The sequence below is a fragment of the Rossellomorea sp. YZS02 genome, from assembly GCF_033963925.1.
In the GTDB taxonomy this organism is placed as follows: domain Bacteria; phylum Bacillota; class Bacilli; order Bacillales; family Bacillaceae_B; genus Rossellomorea.
In genome coordinates, this window is the sequence record NZ_JAXBLY010000020.1 from 16,738 (window position 1) to 34,528 (window position 17,791).

Consider the following 17,791-nt stretch of genomic DNA (forward strand, 5'->3'; position numbering starts at 1 on the left):
CACAGAGCTGAATAATACCTATCTTTGCCTGATTAAAGCAGTAGAATGCGGTCAGATTGAATATTTTAGTATGAACATTTCAAAATTATCTTTCTTTCATACACGTCCATAGTGTATGATACATAGTATAAAGCATATAGTGTACGACACACAGTATAAAACGAACTATGAGGTGAACATATGGATAAGTCACTGCTGACATCTTTGACGACGGAGCTGCGGAGGGGAACATTGACCCTGGCCGTATTGAGTCAATTGCGGACACCGCAGTATGGGTACTCTCTCGTCCAATTATTGGAGAAAAGCGGGATTTCAATGGAGCAGAGTACACTTTATCCGCTCCTGAGGCGTTTGGAGAAGCAGGAATTGGTCACAAGCAGCTGGGACCGGACGGAAAGCCGGCCGAGAAGGTATTACGTATTGAGTGAATATGGTGCCGAAATTTTGGCCCAGTTAAAGACGGAGTGGGAAAAAATGTACGGGGAATTGGCGATATTATTAAAGGAGGAAGAGGAATGATGAAGCTTGTTGAGCTTTATATTCAAGAAGTGATGCGAAGGCTGCCCGAGAAGAATCGGGAGGATATTGCCCTGGAATTGAAATCCTCGATTGAGGATATGCTGCCGGAGGATTATACAGAAAATGATGTGAGAGAGGTACTGGTATCTCTCGGGGACCCTGCTGTTTTAGCATCGAATTATCAAGACAGGCCGATGCATCTGATCGGACCGAGATATTATGACCTGTACATCAGCCTTTTGAAAATAATCCTTCCGATTTCCGCAGCCATTACCTTCATCGTGTTAGCAGCATCCTCCATTTTGGACTATTCCGGGGGAGCTAATCCCGTCGAGGTCGTCCTCTCCATTGCAGGAAATGGGATCGTCGAGGTCATCGGCACTGGAATGCAGGTCTTCTTTTGGCTCACCATCACGTTTGTCGTCATTGAGAGGACCGTCACTACTGACAGCCAGGTACCGCTCACTATCAAAGGCAAGGAGTGGACGCCGGATGATTTAAAAGACATCCCCTATATCCCAAAAGAAAAACGCATTTCCAAATTGGAGATATTCGGCGGGTTGATTTGGACGGTCATTTGGGCAACTTGTTATTTTAAGGCTGCGAGTGTTCTGGGATTATATGAAAAGGGTGACAACGGTAGAGGGTTCACCCCCATCTTTGACCAGGATGTCCTTATCGGATACTGGCCGTTGGTTGTGTTCCTGATTGTCTTGGAACTTTTCCTGCTTCTAAGGAAATGGAAAGATGGTGTCTGGACAAGAAAGCTTGCTGCCATGAATGCAGTATTTCAGCTCATTCCCGTTGCGGCCTTTATGTTCATGTTCAGGAATATGGATGTATTGAACCCTGAATTTATGGATAGGATACAGACAATCTCCAACGAGTCCTTCAACTTCCAGTGGCTATATCTCACTATCTCGGTTGCCCTATTGGTATCTGCGGTGATTAACAGTTACGAAGGATTTAAAAAAGCTTATAAATGACAAAAAGGTTCTGATCCGTTGATCAGAACCTTTTTTTACGCTTATGATGCCAATGTCCCCTGCTTTTGGTCCAAACGATAACTCAAGAATGTCAGCAGACTCGCACATATGGCCACAACACCACCGACGAGTGTCACATTCATCAATGGCCCTTGATGATAGACAAGGCCACCGAGTGCCGATCCCATGGCGATGCCGACATTACTTGCAACGGGCATCAGGGAAGCGGCAAGTCCCGTCGCTTTCGGCTGATACACACCTGCGAGGTCAATCAAGTAGAGCTGGGTTGATGTCGTCAGGAGGATGGCCATCAAGGACATCAAGCCAATGTTGATTAAACCGATAATGAAATGATCCGTCGTAAAGTACAGGGCGAACAGGACCGACGCCTGAATAAGGAAAACGAATCGAAGTCTCCCGATGGCATTGTGACTCGCAATCTTCCCAGCAAGGATGTTGCTGAAAATGGAAATGAAACCGTAGGCGAACAGGATCAAGCTGATGGAGCTGCCCGGGGCTTCCATCATGTTCAAAATGGGTACGAGATACGTAAACACAGCATAGGTCGCACCAAATCCAAGGGATGGAATGAAGAAAGCCATCAGGATGCGCGGATGGGTCAATAACGAGAATTGATCGCGCATGGAGCTGCGGTATTGACTGAGCTTACCCGGTAAATTCAAGAACGATGCCACAAAGGCCACTACACCAAGTAACGTTGTTAATAGAAATGTGCCGTGCCAGCTGTACCATTCGGCAATGACCGTGCCGATCGGTACTCCAACCACGTTGGCCATGGTGAATCCGCCGAAAACGAATGAGATGGCGACTCCTCGTTTCGTGACGGGAATGGCTTCACTGGCAATGGTCATGGCAAGGGAGATCAATACGCCTGTCACAATGGCCGTGAGCATTCGTAGAGCCATGAGCATGACGTAGCTTGTCGAAATCACACATAGGGCATTCAAAACGATGAATGATCCGATCAGAAACAACATCCATTTCCGTTTAGGAAAATGACTTGTTGCAGACATCACGATGGGGGTGGCGATGGCAAATGTAATGGCAAAAGCTGAAACGAGCGTTCCTGCCTTTGCATTCGTTATATGGAGACTTGAAGAAATCTCCGTTAAGATCCCGACGATGACAAATTCACTTGTCCCGAGAACAAATGTTAACAATGTAAGTGTAAAGATGAGAAACCAATGTTGTTTGGATAATGATGTTTCTTTCATAATTACCTCTTTTCTTAGTTGAATACCAATGGAATGAATGGGCAAACAATTTAATCATCATACCATAAAATATTTTTAAACAGGTAGCCCGCATGAAAAAAGGTAAAAACAAACAAAACCTGGTGAAACCAGGTTTTGTTTGTCATGTTTGAAAAGCTTAATAACAAAAGATTTCAGGTGAATATTTTTGGTCGATGTTATACTCCAATTTACGCAAAGACAGCATGTCCATCTCTGTGAAAATACGTATCTATCAACAAGGACAGTGAATAGATTCTACCTTTTTCAAGTATGAGTAATACCTCGTTATCCTTTCATAGGAAAAAGACCAAATCAATAGAGTATGGTCTTTGGGTTTTATCTCTGTAACTGCCTTAAGGGACAAGATTGATCATCCTGCCCAGTCAAATATTGTCGTCGTAGACTGTTTATTTAACGGACGTTCATCGGGATATAGGGGATCCAGGCTGTCCGTCATAGGTTTCAGGTCACGATCCAGCGATTTGTTATCTATTGTCACAACCGCCCCTTTAGGAACGAAGTCAAATATCGCTTCAATGTCTGGATTCACAAGGCGGATACATCCATGTGACAAAGAATTTCCGATAGACGTTTCATCAAGGGTCCCGTGGATGGCGATATCCCCCATTCCAAGGGCAGCGGAACCGAACATGTCGGGATGTTCCCCGAATGGTTCCAGGACGCGGTTACGAATCGGAAAATGTCCTGTGGGAGTGGAGTCGTGCTTTCCGATCCCGATTGAGTGTGACGAGACAATGTACGGCGGAGCTTTGACAACGAGTGAAAATGTTCGTTTGTTGATGTCTACTTTTACGGGGGTGAAGGGAATAGGTGTAGAAACAGGGATATTTGGATAAAACATATCGGCCAGGGTCCCTGCTTCATGATTGTACACCCAACCACCCGCACCTGAAAAACGATTGGAAATTGCGTTTGAACCGGTTCTGAACTCGTTCGGAATAAAGCTCAGGTAATTATGAGGGTAATCTGAGACGAGTTGATCGATGCTTTCTGGAGGAGACCCCTTGTCCTCCATATAGGACTGCAAGGCAGTTCGAACTAAATTGGCACCGATCAATTGAAGGGGATATGGATCGATTGCGGATGCTGCCTTGCTTTGATTAAAAAAACGTATATTCACCGGTTCGTTTAACGTTGAATTGTACTCTGCCCTTACGAAGGAACTTTCCCTAACCGAGTCGCTTTTTAACGGAAGGACTTTCAAGGATAGCTTTGGATCAGTCGTTTTAACACCATAAAGTAGAATGGTCTTGTTTTTTTCATTCTTGCCAATACGGATCGACTCGTCATGGAGGGATTGTTCGATTTCATCCTTTGGGGTGTCTATCGGGAAGTACATGACATAAGGAATTTCTTCTGTCTCGTACACGACATTTGTTCCGGTACTCCACACTTTTAGGCTGGATGAAATGGTACTGCTCAATGAAGGGAATAAAAATAACAGAATCAATAAACACACATTGATGAAAAGAAGCGTGCACAATATGATCTTTACATAAAGGGGAAGAATGGCTTTGTCTGGTTTCTGAACTTGTCCCATTTCCCCGCTGATTTGATCCTCAAGAAGCCTGCATGCCTGTTTGGCTTTAAAGTAGTAAGGGGAATATACCCCGCTTGCTGCCTGATAATGTTTATATGCCTTGACCAACAGACCTTTTTGCTCCATTTTTTGTCCCAGGAGATAATGGGCTTCCGGAGAGGAAGGGTCATGATAACGAAGAATCTTCTCGTGATACTGTTCATCGCTTTTCGATAGGTAAACATTCTTATGGATATGCAACAGATTCTTTTTTAGATGGCTGTCAAACCGTTCCATATTTCCCCTCCTCATTCTGGTTTGCCTCCATTCATTTATATTTTGGTGAATAGGAAAAAAGAACGTGAGCCAGGATGGTTTTATCTGTACAAATTTTCAGTAAATTGATATTATGTTAGAAAACATAACATTGATTTGTAAGGAGAGTTTACATGAAAATCCGTGATGAATTAAATCGGGAGTTGGATTTTGCTTGTGATGAACTTATAGATGTGCTGCAAGATATCAAGAATCATAGAGAGCAAGAGATCGATGAGCTGAAACAAAAAATCAGGAAATACGAAGAAAAAAAGCGGGCTGAAGAAACATTTTACCGTTCGTTATCACCTGTCAGGAAGTTTTTTGCAAGTCGTCCCCCCAATCATCATCAGGCCGTGGAATATATGGTACATGTGAAGGATCGATTGAAACAAATTAATGGGATCAAGAACCGCATCAAGCAGATTGAAGGAATCATATCTTCGTGCAGGGACCATTCCTCTGAAGAATTGGAAGTGTCCAGTGCGATGACGGAAGAGATACTTCAATACCGGAAAGGACAGGTTTAAGATGACGATTCAAACACTAAATGCTGGAATGGATACAATCTGGGTCGTCTTGACGGCAGCCATGATCATCTTGATGGAGGGTGGATTTGCCCTTTTAGAAGCAGGGTTTGTGAGGCATAAGAATAATGTCAATATCATCATGAAGGTCTTTGTCGACATCACGATCGGGGCACTGTGCTTTTATTTCATTGGATTCGGCCTTATGTATGGAAGTGATGTTCTCGGGATGATCGGCACGAGCGGTTTCACGCTGAAGGGGGATCTGAGTCATCTGGACTTCACTATTTCTCTTGATACCTTCTGGTTGTTCCAGGCGGCGTTTGTCATTGCGGTCATTTCCATTGTGTCGGGAGCGGTTGCTGAGCGGATCAACTTCCGCGCCTATATTCTGTATGCTGTCCTGATGACGGCTTTCATTTATCCCATTGGCGGGCACTGGGTTTGGGGGAGCGGATGGCTTGGAAACCTTGGGATGATGGACTTCGCCGGATCTGCGGTCATCCATGCCCTCGGCGGGTTTTCCGCGTTGGCAGCGGCCATGTTCATCGGTCCACGCAAAGGGAAATACACATCACTTGGTACCAGCACCATTGCTCTTCCCAGTAATCTGCCCCTCGCTTCTGTCGGAGCGTTCTTATTATGGTTTGGCTGGTTCGGCTTCAATGCCGGAAGTACGCTGAGCGCGACGGATGTGAAGATCGGTCATATTGCCGTGGTGACCATGCTTTCAGCTGCATCAGGGGGAGCTGCAACCCTTCTCTACACGTTATTCCGCTATAAACGGTCCGATGCCGCTGCCGTCATCAATGGTTCACTGGCAGGGCTGGTCGGAATCACCGCTGGTTGCGCGTTTGTCAGTGATGAGGCGGCAATTTTCATCGGAGCCGTAGCGGGACTTCTCATGCTGTTTGCTACAGAATGGCTGGATGCAAGGAAGATTGATGACCCGGTTGGAGCGTTTCCGGTTCACGGTGTTTCGGGAATATGGGGGACCATTGCGGTCGGTTTATTCTCAACAGATGGCGGCCTTTTCTCAAGCGGAAGCTGGGAGCTCTTGGGTGTCCAATTACTGGGCTTGATCGTCCTTTGTGTATGGGGCTTCGGCATGACTTGGCTGGGTCTTTCTCTTATCCGGTTATGGATACCTGTCCGTTCTACTGAAGAGGAAGAAGAAATGGGCCTCGACATCAGTTATCACGGGGTGATGGCGGCTTATCAGGAGCATGAGTTTATTCGTTATGAGGACCAGTATGACGAAATTGAAGAGAAAGTTGACCGTGAATGATCTTTGGATTTAATCATATAATAGAGAACCAAAAAACAAAGCCAGCATTGGCTTTGTTTTTTGTTATGTCTGAATTACAGGTGCTGTAATTCAGACATAAAATAGTTTCTATCGGACTCTTTTTCAATATCTTTGGCAGATTGGTCAGCTAATCGACGATATTTTTTCTGTAATTCAAGATTATTTCCAATGCTATGTGCCCTGGCAATCGCTTCATAGGCGAATGCCAAATCGAAGTCGCGGATATTATTTTCCTTACAGAAATTAAGACTAACGGTTGCGTGATACAGTGCACTCTCGAACATACCAAGAAGAGAGTATACCCTCGAAATTTGCCATTCTCCTCTGGCAAACTCGACAGGAGTCCCTACTTCTCCCCAATGAAATCGTGAGGCATGAGCGGTATGAATCATTCTGAGATCATCATCTTGAGATCGGTCCGTTTTCTCAATCAAATTCCAGCAGTCATTAAAGTTTTCAATTGCTTGCTTCTTATGCCATTCTCGTTTGGTACATATTGAATTTTCCATATCGGTTCTCCTTACGTGAGTATTGAGTGGGAAGTGGTTAAACTTACTACAATCACTCATTCGCCATCAATTACTTCTTCTCCTTCCCATGAGATGGACAGGGTTTTTAGAACGTATGGTATGCCTTTAGATTTACCTCTTTTATAATCCTTTCAAAATAGAAAGGTCATCGTCTGTTTATTTTTGGTAAATGTGTTCATGACAGGTTTTGTCATTTGATTAATGTGATATTTTAATAGAATACCAGGAAAATGATCTATAAAAGGGGGCGGCAATGATGTTTTTTAAGAAGAAGCCAAAGGAAAAAGAAGCGGATTACTGCGTAGCCATTTTTGTCGACGAACAAACGGAAGAGGGAGTATACGAAAGACTTACCGATCAGCTTTTGTATGAAGTAGATAACATCGGGGTGATTTCTGAAGCGACGTTATCTGACGAAATGATCGAGCCTTTACACGAAATATTCCCGGATGCTGAAGTCAAAGCCGTCAGCTTTGCCGTTCTGAAAATTGACCGGGAAAGGATTCAGGAAGAAACAAAGAAAATGGAAAGCAAGTATAAATGGAGGAAGTTCTTTAATACTATCCCCATTACGGAATATTTAAAAGTAGAAGATGAGGCGATGTATGATTTTCGAACCACCCTTCTGTATACTCATCATATTGAAGAGGTGATTGAATATATGAAGGGGATTGAAATGGCTGAAGAGCATGATGGGGGGCATAATATTCATCCAAAAGGATAAACTATCCCTGTTGCAGGGAGGTGTACAAAAATGCCAAATCAAAACGATAACAAATTCAAAAAAATCCAGTCTGAGAGCTTTAAGCAAGGGAAATCCCAGGAAGAATATGCAGCAGAGCTGCAAATGAATAAAGAAAAGAGCCAGAAAAGGAAGTAATCCCGCACTACATAAAAGAGCCGGCCCAATAACAGGGACGGCTCTTTCCATTATAGTGATGCTTTGATCACTTTTTTATAATACAACACCGATAAAATACCGAAGATTGAATACAACACTGTATATAAAACCATGACGATGATCATCGGCGTCCAGACTTCGGCCCCGAACAGGAACCATCCGGACTGGACCGCGAAGTAGCTGTGCAGAAGTCCGATGAGGAGAGGGATCCCGAAGCTGAATAACTGTTTGGCTTGAATGCCTCTCAACAAGTCGCCTTGAGTGAAACCTAACTTTCGTAAAATCGTATAGTTCGGCTTCTCATCTTCACTTTCATCCATCTGTTTAAAGTACAGGATGCAGCCTGATGTGATCAGGAAGGTGAGGCCGAGGAATCCGACGATGAACATAGTGAGTCCCATGCTTTGTTTTTGATCAGCTTTCATGTCGTATTGTGATGCGTTCCCCCATCTTTCCACAAGATTTAAATCGTGAAAGAGCTTGTTAGCTTGCGTTAAGTCGTTCTCCTTCTCGATGATCACACCGATATGAAGGGAGGATTCTCTCTGGATTTCTGGATCCAGATCTTTTTTTAGCTGTTGGAAAACATGGTCATCGACAATGACCGCAGATGAACCAAATCCTGTAAACCACGCTGAGATCGGGTATTCATCCTGCATTCCCATGTATTCTAGCTTTATGTTCTTCGTTTTTCCTTTCAGCTCTGTCATGCCGGAATCCTTTAGTGGCATCAGCTTTTGAAGTAAGTCGCTATAGCCTGTAAAGACTGTTTCGTCTTCTTTTACGTCAATCCCTTCTACACTTTTTTCACTGATGACAGCAGTAGGCATGGCGTCCAGTGAACCGTTCAGTTCACCGAATTCAGAGTCCGTAATGTCTTCGAGGTTGACGAGAACTCTGATGACTTCGATTTCCTCTTTTTTGAATTCAATCCCTTTATTCAAAAGGGCGTCTTTAAAATCATTGAAGTCTTGTTTGTTTATTAAAGAAAAATCTGCCGGTACATTGTTCTCAGCGGTTTTCTCAGCTGAGTAATACCCAATATAACTCAAAGACAATAAAGCAATAGCGAGAGCGGATACAGTGGTGATGATTGTCAAAAGCAATGCGTTGGATTTCATCCGGAACATGATAGATGAAAGAGACAGAACCTCGTTAATGTTCAGGTAACCATCCTTCTTCTTACGAATCACATTGAAAATAAAGCTGACGGACCCTTTATAAAATAAATAGGTACCAAGAATCACCGAGCCGAGTATAAAGAGCATGGCACCATACAGCTCTGGCATGGTCGAGAAGTCGCCGCCAAACAATTTGGAAGAGACATAATATCCGGAAGCAATCAATAGGATACCGAAAATCCCAATGACGATTTCGAACTTGGACATTTTTTTCACCTTCGTTTCCGTTGAAGAACGGACTCTGAATAGTGATAAGATGCTTTGTCTTTTGATGAACACAAAGTTCATCAACATGATCAACAGGTAAATCGCACAGAACACAATAATGGTCTGGATGAGTGCCTTGGTGGAGAAGTGAAGTGTGGCAATCGCATTAACACCGGTTATATTGAACAAAATCATGATGATTAACTTGGAGAAGGAAAACCCGATCAGGATACCAAGTATCAAAGAACCGAAATAAAGGATGAAATTCTCCACGCTTAAAATACGGAAGATTTTGTTCTTTGTCATACCGATTAACTGAAACAACCCAATTTCTTTACTTCTTCTCTTGATGAAAAGGGTATTGGCATATAAAAGGAAAATCGAGACGATGGCGACCAACAGAACAGATGCTGCCCTTACTGCAGCCCCGCCTTTAATGGTTCCCTTCGTTGCATCCATGGATGGATCGTATTGCAGGGTCACGAATGCGAAATACAGGGCGACACTAAATACGAGGGCGAATACATACAGGTAATAATTCTTCAGGTTCTTCTTCAGATTCCTGAAGATCAGGGTATTAAGATTCATTCTGCACACCACCGAGTACGCCTTGTGTTTTCATGATGTCACGGAAGAAATGCTGTCTCTCCTGGTCCCCTTTTGTTAACTGAGTATAGATCTGCCCGTCTTTAATGAAGACAACGCGGCTGCAGTAGCTGGCCGCAACGGGATCATGTGTAACCATGACGATTGTCGCCTTCAGCTTTTGATTGAGGTCGCTCAGCTTGTTCAGGAGATCCGATGCTGATTTCGAGTCCAGGGCACCTGTCGGTTCATCTGCGAATATGATGCTTGGTTCATGGATGAAGGCACGGGCAGCTGATGTCCGCTGCTTTTGACCGCCTGATATCTCGTTTGGATATTTATCTCTTAGCTCAAGAATTCCCAGCTCTGAAGCAAGGTCATTGAATTTCTGGTCAGCTTCTTTTTTAGGGGTCTTCGTGATGGATAAAGGCAGTAGGATATTTTCTTTCACAGTCAGGGTATCGAGGAGATTATAATCCTGAAAGATGAATCCCAGATGGTTTTTCCTGAACTGTGCGAGCTGTTTTTCTTTCATGGTCGTCATTTCACTACTCTCGATCTTAATCGATCCTTCACTCACTTTATCTATAGAGGAAAGAACATTTAATAGGGTGGTCTTACCGGAACCTGACGCCCCCATGATACTGACGAATTCCCCTTTTTGGATCGAGAGGTCGATTCCTTTTAACACTTCCTGCTTATTAAATTTATTTCCATAGCTTTTATGAAGTTTGCTTGCTTCTAATATGGTCATTCCGAAAACTCCTTTGATTTGATACCTTTATTATAAAAAGCAGGAAGATTCTTTTCCTTTTATTGTTCGAACAAAATAGAAAAGCATGTGACATTTTTGTCACACGCCGGTAAGTTGGACGAAATCATTTTTCTCAGGGAAGGTAAGGGTGACCGTGGTGCCTTCACCCCGTTTGGAATTGAGCCCCAAAGAAATAAGTAAAGGTTCTGAAACCCGTTTGGTTAAATATAACCCCATTCCGGTAGAAGCATGATCATGATGGTCGAGGGTCGAGGTGAAGCCTTTGTCAAAGATTCTTGGCATATCCCGAGGGTCGATCCCCCTGCCTGAATCCTGAATCGTGAGTGTCACTTTTCCATCCCGCAGTTCACTTGATATGACAATGTCCGATGCCGTGCTGTATTTAACGGCATTGGTCAATAGCTGCCTGATCATGAACGCCAGCCATTTCGCATCACTGAGTACGTTCGTGACACCCAGTTGAAGATCAAACCCGATCCCCTTTTGAATGCACCAGGACTGCAGCGTTTTTATTTCCTGAAAAATAACGCACTCGAGATCCGTGTCCTCTATGTATAAATCATTCTCCATGAACGTCATCCGCTTCTGATGAAGCTGTTGATCCAATAAAAGGTGGATCCGGAGCCATTCATATTTTAATGGAGACCTTAAAGACTCATCCTGCACGCGCTCAATCATCAGATGCAACGCCGTCAGCGGGGTCTTCACTTCATGAATCCAGGACAGCAGGTCATCCTTTTCCTGTTCGACCATCACTCGATTCTCGGAAGCAGCCTGTCTAAGGAGGGAGGCCTGCTCAGACAAACTATCCGAGACGATTTCTTCAAATGGGGAATCCGGGGCATCCACCCCTGTCATATGAAGATTATGGTCCCAATCTTTCAGGCGTTTGAAGAAACGGGTTTCTTTCTGGTACCGGATGAAAACAAACACGGAAAAAAAGAGCAGGGAAAGAAACACCATGTAAAGAATCGGCTGTAAGGGAATGGCTGTATCGATAAAGGCGATAAAGATCCAGAATAGATGAAGAATCAACACGAACGATATCCAGCTTATCCGCTCCCATATGTATGTACGGATCATGGTGAATCCTCTTCAATGGCCATATACCCCTGGCCGACTTTCGTTTCAATGAAGCGGCCCAAGCCGATTTCTTCAAGACGTTTCCTGAGGCGGTTCACATTGACGGTCAACGTGTTATCACTGATGAATCGTTTGTCATCCCACAGGTTGTTGATAAGGTCGTCCCTCTTCACAATCTTATTCTTTTGATCAATGAGAAGCTTTAAGATATACATTTCATTCTTCGTCAGTTCTACGGATCCCGATTCATTGGACACCGTGTTCCGTTCAAAATCAACGGTTGCCCCGGACCATGTCTTGATGCTGACCTGCTCCGTGTTATAGTTATACACTCTCCTTAAGGTCGCCTGAACCTTTGCGATCAGCACATCGAAATGAAAGGGCTTCTGGATGAAATCATCCGCCCCGAGCTGCATGGACATGACCATATCCGTCGGATGATCGCGGGAGGACAGGAACAGAATCGGTACGTTGGAATGGGTGCGGATCATCCGGCACCAGTGAAAGCCGTCAAATTTAGGCAGTTGAATATCGATGATGACAAGATCTGGCTTCACTTCGGCGAACTCCTGCATCACATGATTGAAGTCGGTGATGCCATACACTTCGTATGACCACTGTGAGAGCCTTTCCTTGATTTCGTTGAACAGGGAAGTATCATCTTCGATTAGTAATAATTTCAATTCAGTCACCACGCAATCTTGCTGTTTACATAAATTGTATAGGAAATCGCGTGTGTTTGCCATATGACATAAGAAAGGGACACTAACATTTAGAAAAATATAGATTATTTTTACAAAAGTTGGGTATTTAATTTCTAAAAGCAATTGACCAGATTGCATAAGAAAGGAATTAAATCATGAAGAATCTTCTTGGGTTAGCAGTCATATCAGGCGTTCTGTTAAGTGGATGTGGTGATGTGCAGATTTCAATCAATAAAGATGATGGATCAGAGAAAGTGGAGGACACCGATAAGAAGAAGGAAAGTGAAAAGGTGGAGCTGGTCAGTGATGAAAAGGATAATGAAAAGATGTCGGATACCGAAAAGCAGAAAGCGATCCTTCAATTCATCAATGAAGATATCAAGAAGGTGGCAGAATATGAAGTCGCCGCTATTCAGTCTTTGGCGACTGTCTCAGGTGTTAATTATATCGATGATCCAACCCTTTATAAGGAGCTGACCACTACCACCATTCCTGCCTATGAGAAAGCGTTGGAAGAAGCGAAGGGTATTGAGGCGGGAACTCCTGAGCTTGAAGAAATGAAGAACAGGATTGTGACAGCGACCCAGACTTTTTATGATGCTCTTATTCTTGAGAAGAAGGCGATTAGAGACCAGGATGAAGGCCTGATCGAAGAATCCAATGCAAAAGTCGATGAGTATTACAGGCTTGTGGAAGCGTATCATGCGGATATGAAGGTCCTAGCAGAGGAGTATGATGTAACGTATGAGGTGGATGAACAGAACGTTGAAACAGATAGCTTGTGATCTCCCATTTGAAAGAGAGAGGATTCCGTCTTATTAACGGTTTCCTCTTTCCTTTTTAGCTCCTCAATTTCGCTCACCAACGCCTGTGTATTCCCCTCCGTATCCATAAAGAACACCATCCAGGTTTCCGTGTCATCCATCTTTGCAATTAGATGAGGCTCGTCCACGAATGAAACTCCTTTTTCCTTCAATTCTTTGTAACTGACATGAATATCTTTCACATGCAATTTACTCCCGAATGCGTCATGTCTACCATTATACAAAATATTGGGAACAGTTATCTATGCAATTTTATTGACTGATGAAGTTCATTTATACATAATACGTTTATATGATTAAACATTTAAACTTTATATAGGAGGATGTATATGAAAGCTATGACGATAAAGAAGTATGGAAAGAACACTCCTTTAGAGCTGACGGAGCTTTCTGTTCCTGAAGTGGGAGAATATGATGTTTTAGTGGAGGTTCACGCAGCTAGTCTGAATCCGATCGACTTCAAGATCAGGGATGGAAAGGTGAAAATGCTGTTGAGCTATAAGATGCCGCTGATTCTGGGGAATGATTTCTCAGGGAAAGTCATTCAAACGGGCGCAAAAGTAAATAAGTTTCAGGTGGGGGATGAAGTGTACGGCAGGCCGCGGAAGAAGAGGATCGGCACGTTCGCTGAATATCTTTCTGTTCATGAAGACGATGTGTCGCTGAAACCTGACAGCTTGACGTTTGTAGAGGCAGCTTCCCTTCCACTGGTAGGTCTGACCACATGGCAGGCATTTCATGATATTCTCGAACTTAAACCAAATCAGAAAATCCTTATCCATGCAGGTGCTGGGGGAGTCGGTACATTTGCCATTCAGCTTGCGAAGGAAATGGGAGCGTATGTAGCGACTACGGCAAGTGAAAAAGGGAACGACTTAGTTTCATCCCTTGGAGCGGATCAGGTAATCAATTATAGGGAACAACCATTTGAGGAAGTTCTAAAGGGATTCGATGCGGTATTTGATACGCTCGGAGGAGAATCCTTGAACCGTTCGTTCCGGGTAGTGAAACCACACGGTAAAATCGTGTCGGTTTCGGCAGTGCCAAATGGGAGATTCGCTGTAGAAAACAACTTGGGTTTACTGAAACGCATCGTATTTTCTATTGTGAGCAGAAAGATAACCGCTCTTGAACAGAAGTTTAACGTAGACTATCACTTCTTGTTTATGAAACCGAGCGGGGAACAGCTGAGTAAAATCAAAGATCTTGTGGAAAAAGGGAGAATACGACCTGTGGTGGATAGAGTTTACCCCCTTGAGGATGCTCAGGAGGCCATACAGTACGTCGAAACGGGCAGAGCTAAGGGTAAGGTAGTGTTAGAGGTGAAAAAGCCCTTGTAACCGTTTTGATAAAGTGAGAGGCTGGGACAAAAGGGTTTCAGCTAAAGAGTAATCCGAACGAGTGGTTTGAAAAAATCCATCTCGTTCGGATTTTTAATTTTTAGTGCTAGAGCTTAATCCATGTATTAAGCAGGTTCCAGCTGTTGATTGGAGTGCAAGACGAAGACTCCTGCGGGAAAAGCGGAATAGGTGAGACCCCGCAGGAGCGCAAGCTGTGAGGAGGCTCGCCTTCCGCCCGAGGAAAGCGAAGTCTTGCACGGAATCGGGCAGCGGTGTAACACGTAATCTCATTGTTCGTCTTTAGAGTGTATAGATTTAGTTATGTCCCAGCCTCTTTCTTTCAGTGTTTTTCCTCCCGTCGCATTTCGAATACCTTTTTCGCAACGGTCAAGGCATTAAGTACACGTGGGAAACCGGTATAAGGAATTAAATGTGTAATGCTCTCAACGATTTCTTCTTCTGTTAATCCCGCAGTCAACCCTGTATTGATATGAAGTTCAAGCTGAGGCTCCGTTCCTTGTGTCACGAGGGATGAGATGGTCACGATGGCTCGTTGCTTGTTCGTCAATCCAGAACGGGAATAGATATCACCGTATGCAAATTCAATGATGTATTTTCCTACATCGGGAGCGATATCCTCTAACGCTTCTGAAATCTTCAGATGGGTTGAAATATCCCTATTTTCTGTCAGTGTGTATTCCATCAGTTTATCTAATCCATGTTGATATCTGCTTTCATTCATCTTGTATACCTCCTGAATATGTTTTACAGGTATACTATATCGCTGCAGAACCTATGCGTAAAATACATAATACTTATTTAATGTATGCAATAATATTATGGGTTTATCGGGGATCCAGCATTTTCTTGAACTCCCGTACAGCATAGGATTCGTATCTCCCTTTTTTTGTGATGAGCCCCAAATTCCATGGAACGGTTGGATTTATGATGGGGATGGCTTTCACGACGTCTTGATTGACTTTTTTGGAGATGGATTGAGGAAAGATCGAAATACCGAGGTTTTGTCCGATCATTTCCCCTATAAAGTCCCACTGAGAGCTCTCATAGGCGATATTGGGATAGAAGCCCGCTTTTCTGCATTCATCGATGATTTTGTCGTGAAGCGCAAAATCTTCACTGAAGAGGATGAAATCCTCATCATGTAATTCCTTCATTTCCACCGACTCTTTTCCTGCTAATGGATGAGAGTGGTGGACAAATAACATATGCTTTTCGGAAAGGAAAGGGACAACATCAAACTGTTCTTCATCCATCGGTAGTACTACTACCCCAAGGTCGAGTATTCCTCCTCCCACCTCTTCTTCCACCTTATTTGCCCCATATTCATTTAGCTGTATTTGGACGTCCGGGTATAACGTTTTAAATTTTTTTATAATACTTGGAAAGAACAAAAAGCCAATCAAAGGGGGAATCCCGATTTTGATTTTTCCTTTTTTTAAATTCATTAAATCGTATAGGTGAGTGGATAAATGATCCAGAGATTCAAGGATAACCTGACCCTGCTCATAGACGATTTCACCCGCTTCCGTCAGTTCGATTTGACGGGCAGAACGGTCGATCAGTTCCATATCCAACTCATCCTCAAGGCTCCGGACCATTTTGCTGAGAGTAGGCTGTGATAAATGCAGTACATTTGAAGCTTTCGTGAAACTTTTATATTTTGCCACTTCATTAAAGTAAGTAAGCTGGCGTATATCCAATGGAATCTCTCCCTTTTAATCTATAACTTTTTTGCATGGTAAATATAGTTTAAATTCATTTTACTTATTAATACGAGAGGAGTAAACTTTCATACGTCAAAAATTTTTACTATTTAAACGTTGGAAGAGGGGAGCGAAGTTGTGTACTCTCGTTCTGTTTTCTTTAGAAGGGTGGAAAGAAGTTGTTTAGTATTTTAATAGGATTGATCCTGTTGATGGTCTTTGCCTATCTGGGATGGTCCATTATTTGGATCGCACCGATCGTCGCAGGCATTGTCGCGCTGATGAGCGGTATGGATCTGATGGATGCGTATACGAACACGTATATGGCGGGATTCGTGAATTTTGCCAAGCAATGGTTTCCGATTTTCTTACTGGGAGCCATATTTGGAAAGCTGATGGAAGATACGGGGGCTGCTAAATCCGTCGCTTACCAAATCACTAAAATGATTGGTGAGAAGCGTGCGATTCTTGGTGTACTAGTCGCTTCGGCTGTTCTGACCTATGGTGGCGTGAGTCTCTTTGTCGTGGTGTTCGCGATTTATCCCATCGCTTTGGCTTTATTCAGGAATGCGGATATCTCAAGGAAGCTTATTGCACCGACCATTGTACTTGGTGCATTCACGTTCACCATGACGGCTGTTCCGGGAACACCGCAAATCCAAAATTTAATTCCCATGAAGACGTTCCATACGACACCCATGGCCGGTTCGTGGATGGGGGTTGTGGCATCCGTCATCATGGCTATCGGGGGATACCTCTGGCTTATCGGCAGGCAGAAAAAGATGGCAGCCAAAGGGGATACATTCAAAGAAATCAATCGTTCAGGATCTGAGGAGAAAAATGAGGAACAAGTATTGCCTAATTGGATCATTTCTCTCCTGCCACTGCTTTTGGTTGTGGTGTTATTAAACGGAATTAAATTAGATGCCATTCCTTCTTTACTGGCTGGGATTGTCCTGATCCTCATTATGAATGTGAGTCGATACAAGAAATTCATTTCTTCCATCAATGAAGGGGCAAAAGGCTCTGTGATGGCTATCATCAATACAAGTGCCGCAGTAGGCTTCGGTGCAGTCGTGACGAGTGTACCTGATTTTGACCGCATCACGGATCTAGTACTGGGAATCTCGTCAAATCCCTTGATCTCTGAGTCATTGATCGTACAGATCCTTGCCATGATCACCGGTTCTGCTTCAGGTGGAATGGGAATTGCCATGCAGGCACTTGGCGATACCTATTACCACTTATCACAGACAACGGGCATAAGCCCAGAAGCGTTTCACCGCATGGCATCGATTGCTTCAGGTGCATCAATCCTGCCACATAATGGAGCATTACTGACGCTTTTGGCCGTAACGAATGTAACCCATAAAGACTGTTATAAAGATGTATTCATTGTCGGCCTGGTCATCCCTACGATCGCAGTGATAGCAGGGATCATTATGGCAAGCATCGGTCTAATATAATTTAAAGGAGTGTTTGGAA

General features: G+C 43.6%; 18 protein-coding genes and 1 pseudogene. 9 read left to right on the forward strand and 10 right to left on the reverse strand.

Features of this window, described 5'->3' with window-relative positions:
- Window positions 1-180 precede the first annotated feature (180 nt).
- Window positions 181-519, forward strand: coding sequence for a PadR family transcriptional regulator (locus SLH55_RS17945; protein WP_219165538.1), 339 nt, complete (start codon window positions 181-183; stop codon window positions 517-519).
- Complete coding sequence (locus tag SLH55_RS17950) at window positions 519-1,505, forward strand: HAAS signaling domain-containing protein (protein ID WP_320324222.1); 987 nt, start codon at window positions 519-521, stop codon at window positions 1,503-1,505. Before SLH55_RS17945 ends, SLH55_RS17950 begins: the two co-directional genes overlap by 1 nt.
- Before the next feature lie 41 nt (window positions 1,506-1,546).
- On the opposite strand, the gene SLH55_RS17955 is transcribed toward SLH55_RS17950, so the two are convergent.
- A complete protein-coding gene (locus SLH55_RS17955; RefSeq protein WP_320324166.1) occupies window positions 1,547-2,740 on the reverse strand; it encodes an MFS transporter in 1,194 nt (397 codons plus the stop codon).
- Between the two features lie 391 nt (window positions 2,741-3,131).
- Complete coding sequence (locus tag SLH55_RS17960; RefSeq protein ID WP_320324167.1) at window positions 3,132-4,598, reverse strand: L,D-transpeptidase; 1,467 nt, start codon at window positions 4,596-4,598, stop codon at window positions 3,132-3,134.
- A gap of 152 nt (window positions 4,599-4,750) precedes the next feature.
- Here SLH55_RS17960 and SLH55_RS17965 point away from each other — a divergent pair, with 152 nt between their 5' ends.
- A complete protein-coding gene (locus tag SLH55_RS17965; RefSeq protein WP_320324168.1) occupies window positions 4,751-5,146 on the forward strand; it encodes a hypothetical protein in 396 nt (131 codons plus the stop codon).
- A 1-nt stretch (window position 5,147) separates the two neighbouring features.
- Window positions 5,148-6,431: an ammonium transporter gene (locus tag SLH55_RS17970; protein WP_320324169.1), complete on the forward strand. Its 1,284-nt coding sequence runs from the start codon at window positions 5,148-5,150 to the stop codon at window positions 6,429-6,431.
- 74 nt (window positions 6,432-6,505) lie between these two features.
- On the opposite strand, the gene SLH55_RS17975 is transcribed toward SLH55_RS17970, so the two are convergent.
- On the reverse strand, window positions 6,506-6,961 hold the full coding sequence (locus SLH55_RS17975; RefSeq protein ID WP_320324170.1) for a hypothetical protein: 456 nt from the start codon (window positions 6,959-6,961) through the stop codon (window positions 6,506-6,508).
- Window positions 6,962-7,238: 277 nt separating this feature from the next.
- On the opposite strand from SLH55_RS17975, the gene SLH55_RS17980 reads away from it, so the two are divergent.
- Together SLH55_RS17980 and SLH55_RS17985 are read left to right on the forward strand one after the other, a co-directional pair.
- Window positions 7,239-7,706 (forward strand): hypothetical protein, encoded by a 468-nt coding sequence (locus SLH55_RS17980; protein WP_320324171.1) that lies wholly within the window; start codon window positions 7,239-7,241, stop codon window positions 7,704-7,706.
- 30 nt (window positions 7,707-7,736) lie between these two features.
- Entirely contained in the window at window positions 7,737-7,862 is a 126-nt protein-coding gene (locus SLH55_RS17985; protein ID WP_268788410.1) for a hypothetical protein, read from the forward strand.
- Between the two features lie 50 nt (window positions 7,863-7,912).
- Here the strand turns inward: SLH55_RS17985 and SLH55_RS17990 are convergent, their stop codons facing one another.
- From SLH55_RS17990 to SLH55_RS18005, 4 genes are all read right to left on the reverse strand, one after another.
- On the reverse strand, window positions 7,913-9,859 hold the full coding sequence (locus SLH55_RS17990) for an ABC transporter permease (protein WP_320324172.1): 1,947 nt from the start codon (window positions 9,857-9,859) through the stop codon (window positions 7,913-7,915).
- Window positions 9,849-10,610 (reverse strand): ABC transporter ATP-binding protein, encoded by a 762-nt coding sequence (locus SLH55_RS17995; protein WP_219165530.1) that lies wholly within the window; start codon window positions 10,608-10,610, stop codon window positions 9,849-9,851. The genes SLH55_RS17990 and SLH55_RS17995 overlap by 11 nt, the downstream gene beginning before the upstream one ends.
- 99 nt (window positions 10,611-10,709) lie before the next feature.
- A complete protein-coding gene (locus SLH55_RS18000; RefSeq protein ID WP_320324173.1) occupies window positions 10,710-11,714 on the reverse strand; it encodes a sensor histidine kinase in 1,005 nt (334 codons plus the stop codon).
- Window positions 11,711-12,397 carry a response regulator gene (locus tag SLH55_RS18005; RefSeq protein WP_413787117.1) on the reverse strand — a complete coding sequence of 229 codons (687 nt, stop codon included), beginning with the start codon at window positions 12,395-12,397 and terminating at the stop codon, window positions 11,711-11,713. Before SLH55_RS18005 ends, SLH55_RS18000 begins: the two co-directional genes overlap by 4 nt.
- A 176-nt stretch (window positions 12,398-12,573) precedes the next feature.
- Here SLH55_RS18005 and SLH55_RS18010 point away from each other — a divergent pair, with 176 nt between their 5' ends.
- Window positions 12,574-13,203 carry a hypothetical protein gene (locus tag SLH55_RS18010; protein ID WP_320324175.1) on the forward strand — a complete coding sequence of 210 codons (630 nt, stop codon included), beginning with the start codon at window positions 12,574-12,576 and terminating at the stop codon, window positions 13,201-13,203.
- 62 nt (window positions 13,204-13,265) lie between these two features.
- Here the strand turns inward: SLH55_RS18010 and SLH55_RS23285 are convergent.
- Window positions 13,266-13,388 (reverse strand): annotated as a pseudogene (locus SLH55_RS23285) (VOC family protein); the annotation flags it as partial.
- Between the two features lie 183 nt (window positions 13,389-13,571).
- On the opposite strand from SLH55_RS23285, the gene SLH55_RS18015 reads away from it, so the two are divergent.
- Entirely contained in the window at window positions 13,572-14,582 is a 1,011-nt protein-coding gene (locus tag SLH55_RS18015) for an NADP-dependent oxidoreductase (RefSeq protein ID WP_320324176.1), read from the forward strand.
- A gap of 340 nt (window positions 14,583-14,922) precedes the next feature.
- Here SLH55_RS18015 and SLH55_RS18020 read toward each other — a convergent pair whose 3' ends face one another.
- Window positions 14,923-15,324 (reverse strand): carboxymuconolactone decarboxylase family protein, encoded by a 402-nt coding sequence (locus SLH55_RS18020; protein ID WP_320324177.1) that lies wholly within the window; start codon window positions 15,322-15,324, stop codon window positions 14,923-14,925.
- Between the two features lie 103 nt (window positions 15,325-15,427).
- A complete protein-coding gene (locus SLH55_RS18025) occupies window positions 15,428-16,303 on the reverse strand; it encodes a LysR family transcriptional regulator (RefSeq protein WP_320324178.1) in 876 nt (291 codons plus the stop codon).
- A 182-nt stretch (window positions 16,304-16,485) separates the two neighbouring features.
- On the opposite strand from SLH55_RS18025, the gene SLH55_RS18030 reads away from it, so the two are divergent.
- Entirely contained in the window at window positions 16,486-17,772 is a 1,287-nt protein-coding gene (locus tag SLH55_RS18030; protein ID WP_320324179.1) for a GntP family permease, read from the forward strand.
- The last annotated feature ends 19 nt before the right edge of the window (window positions 17,773-17,791 follow it).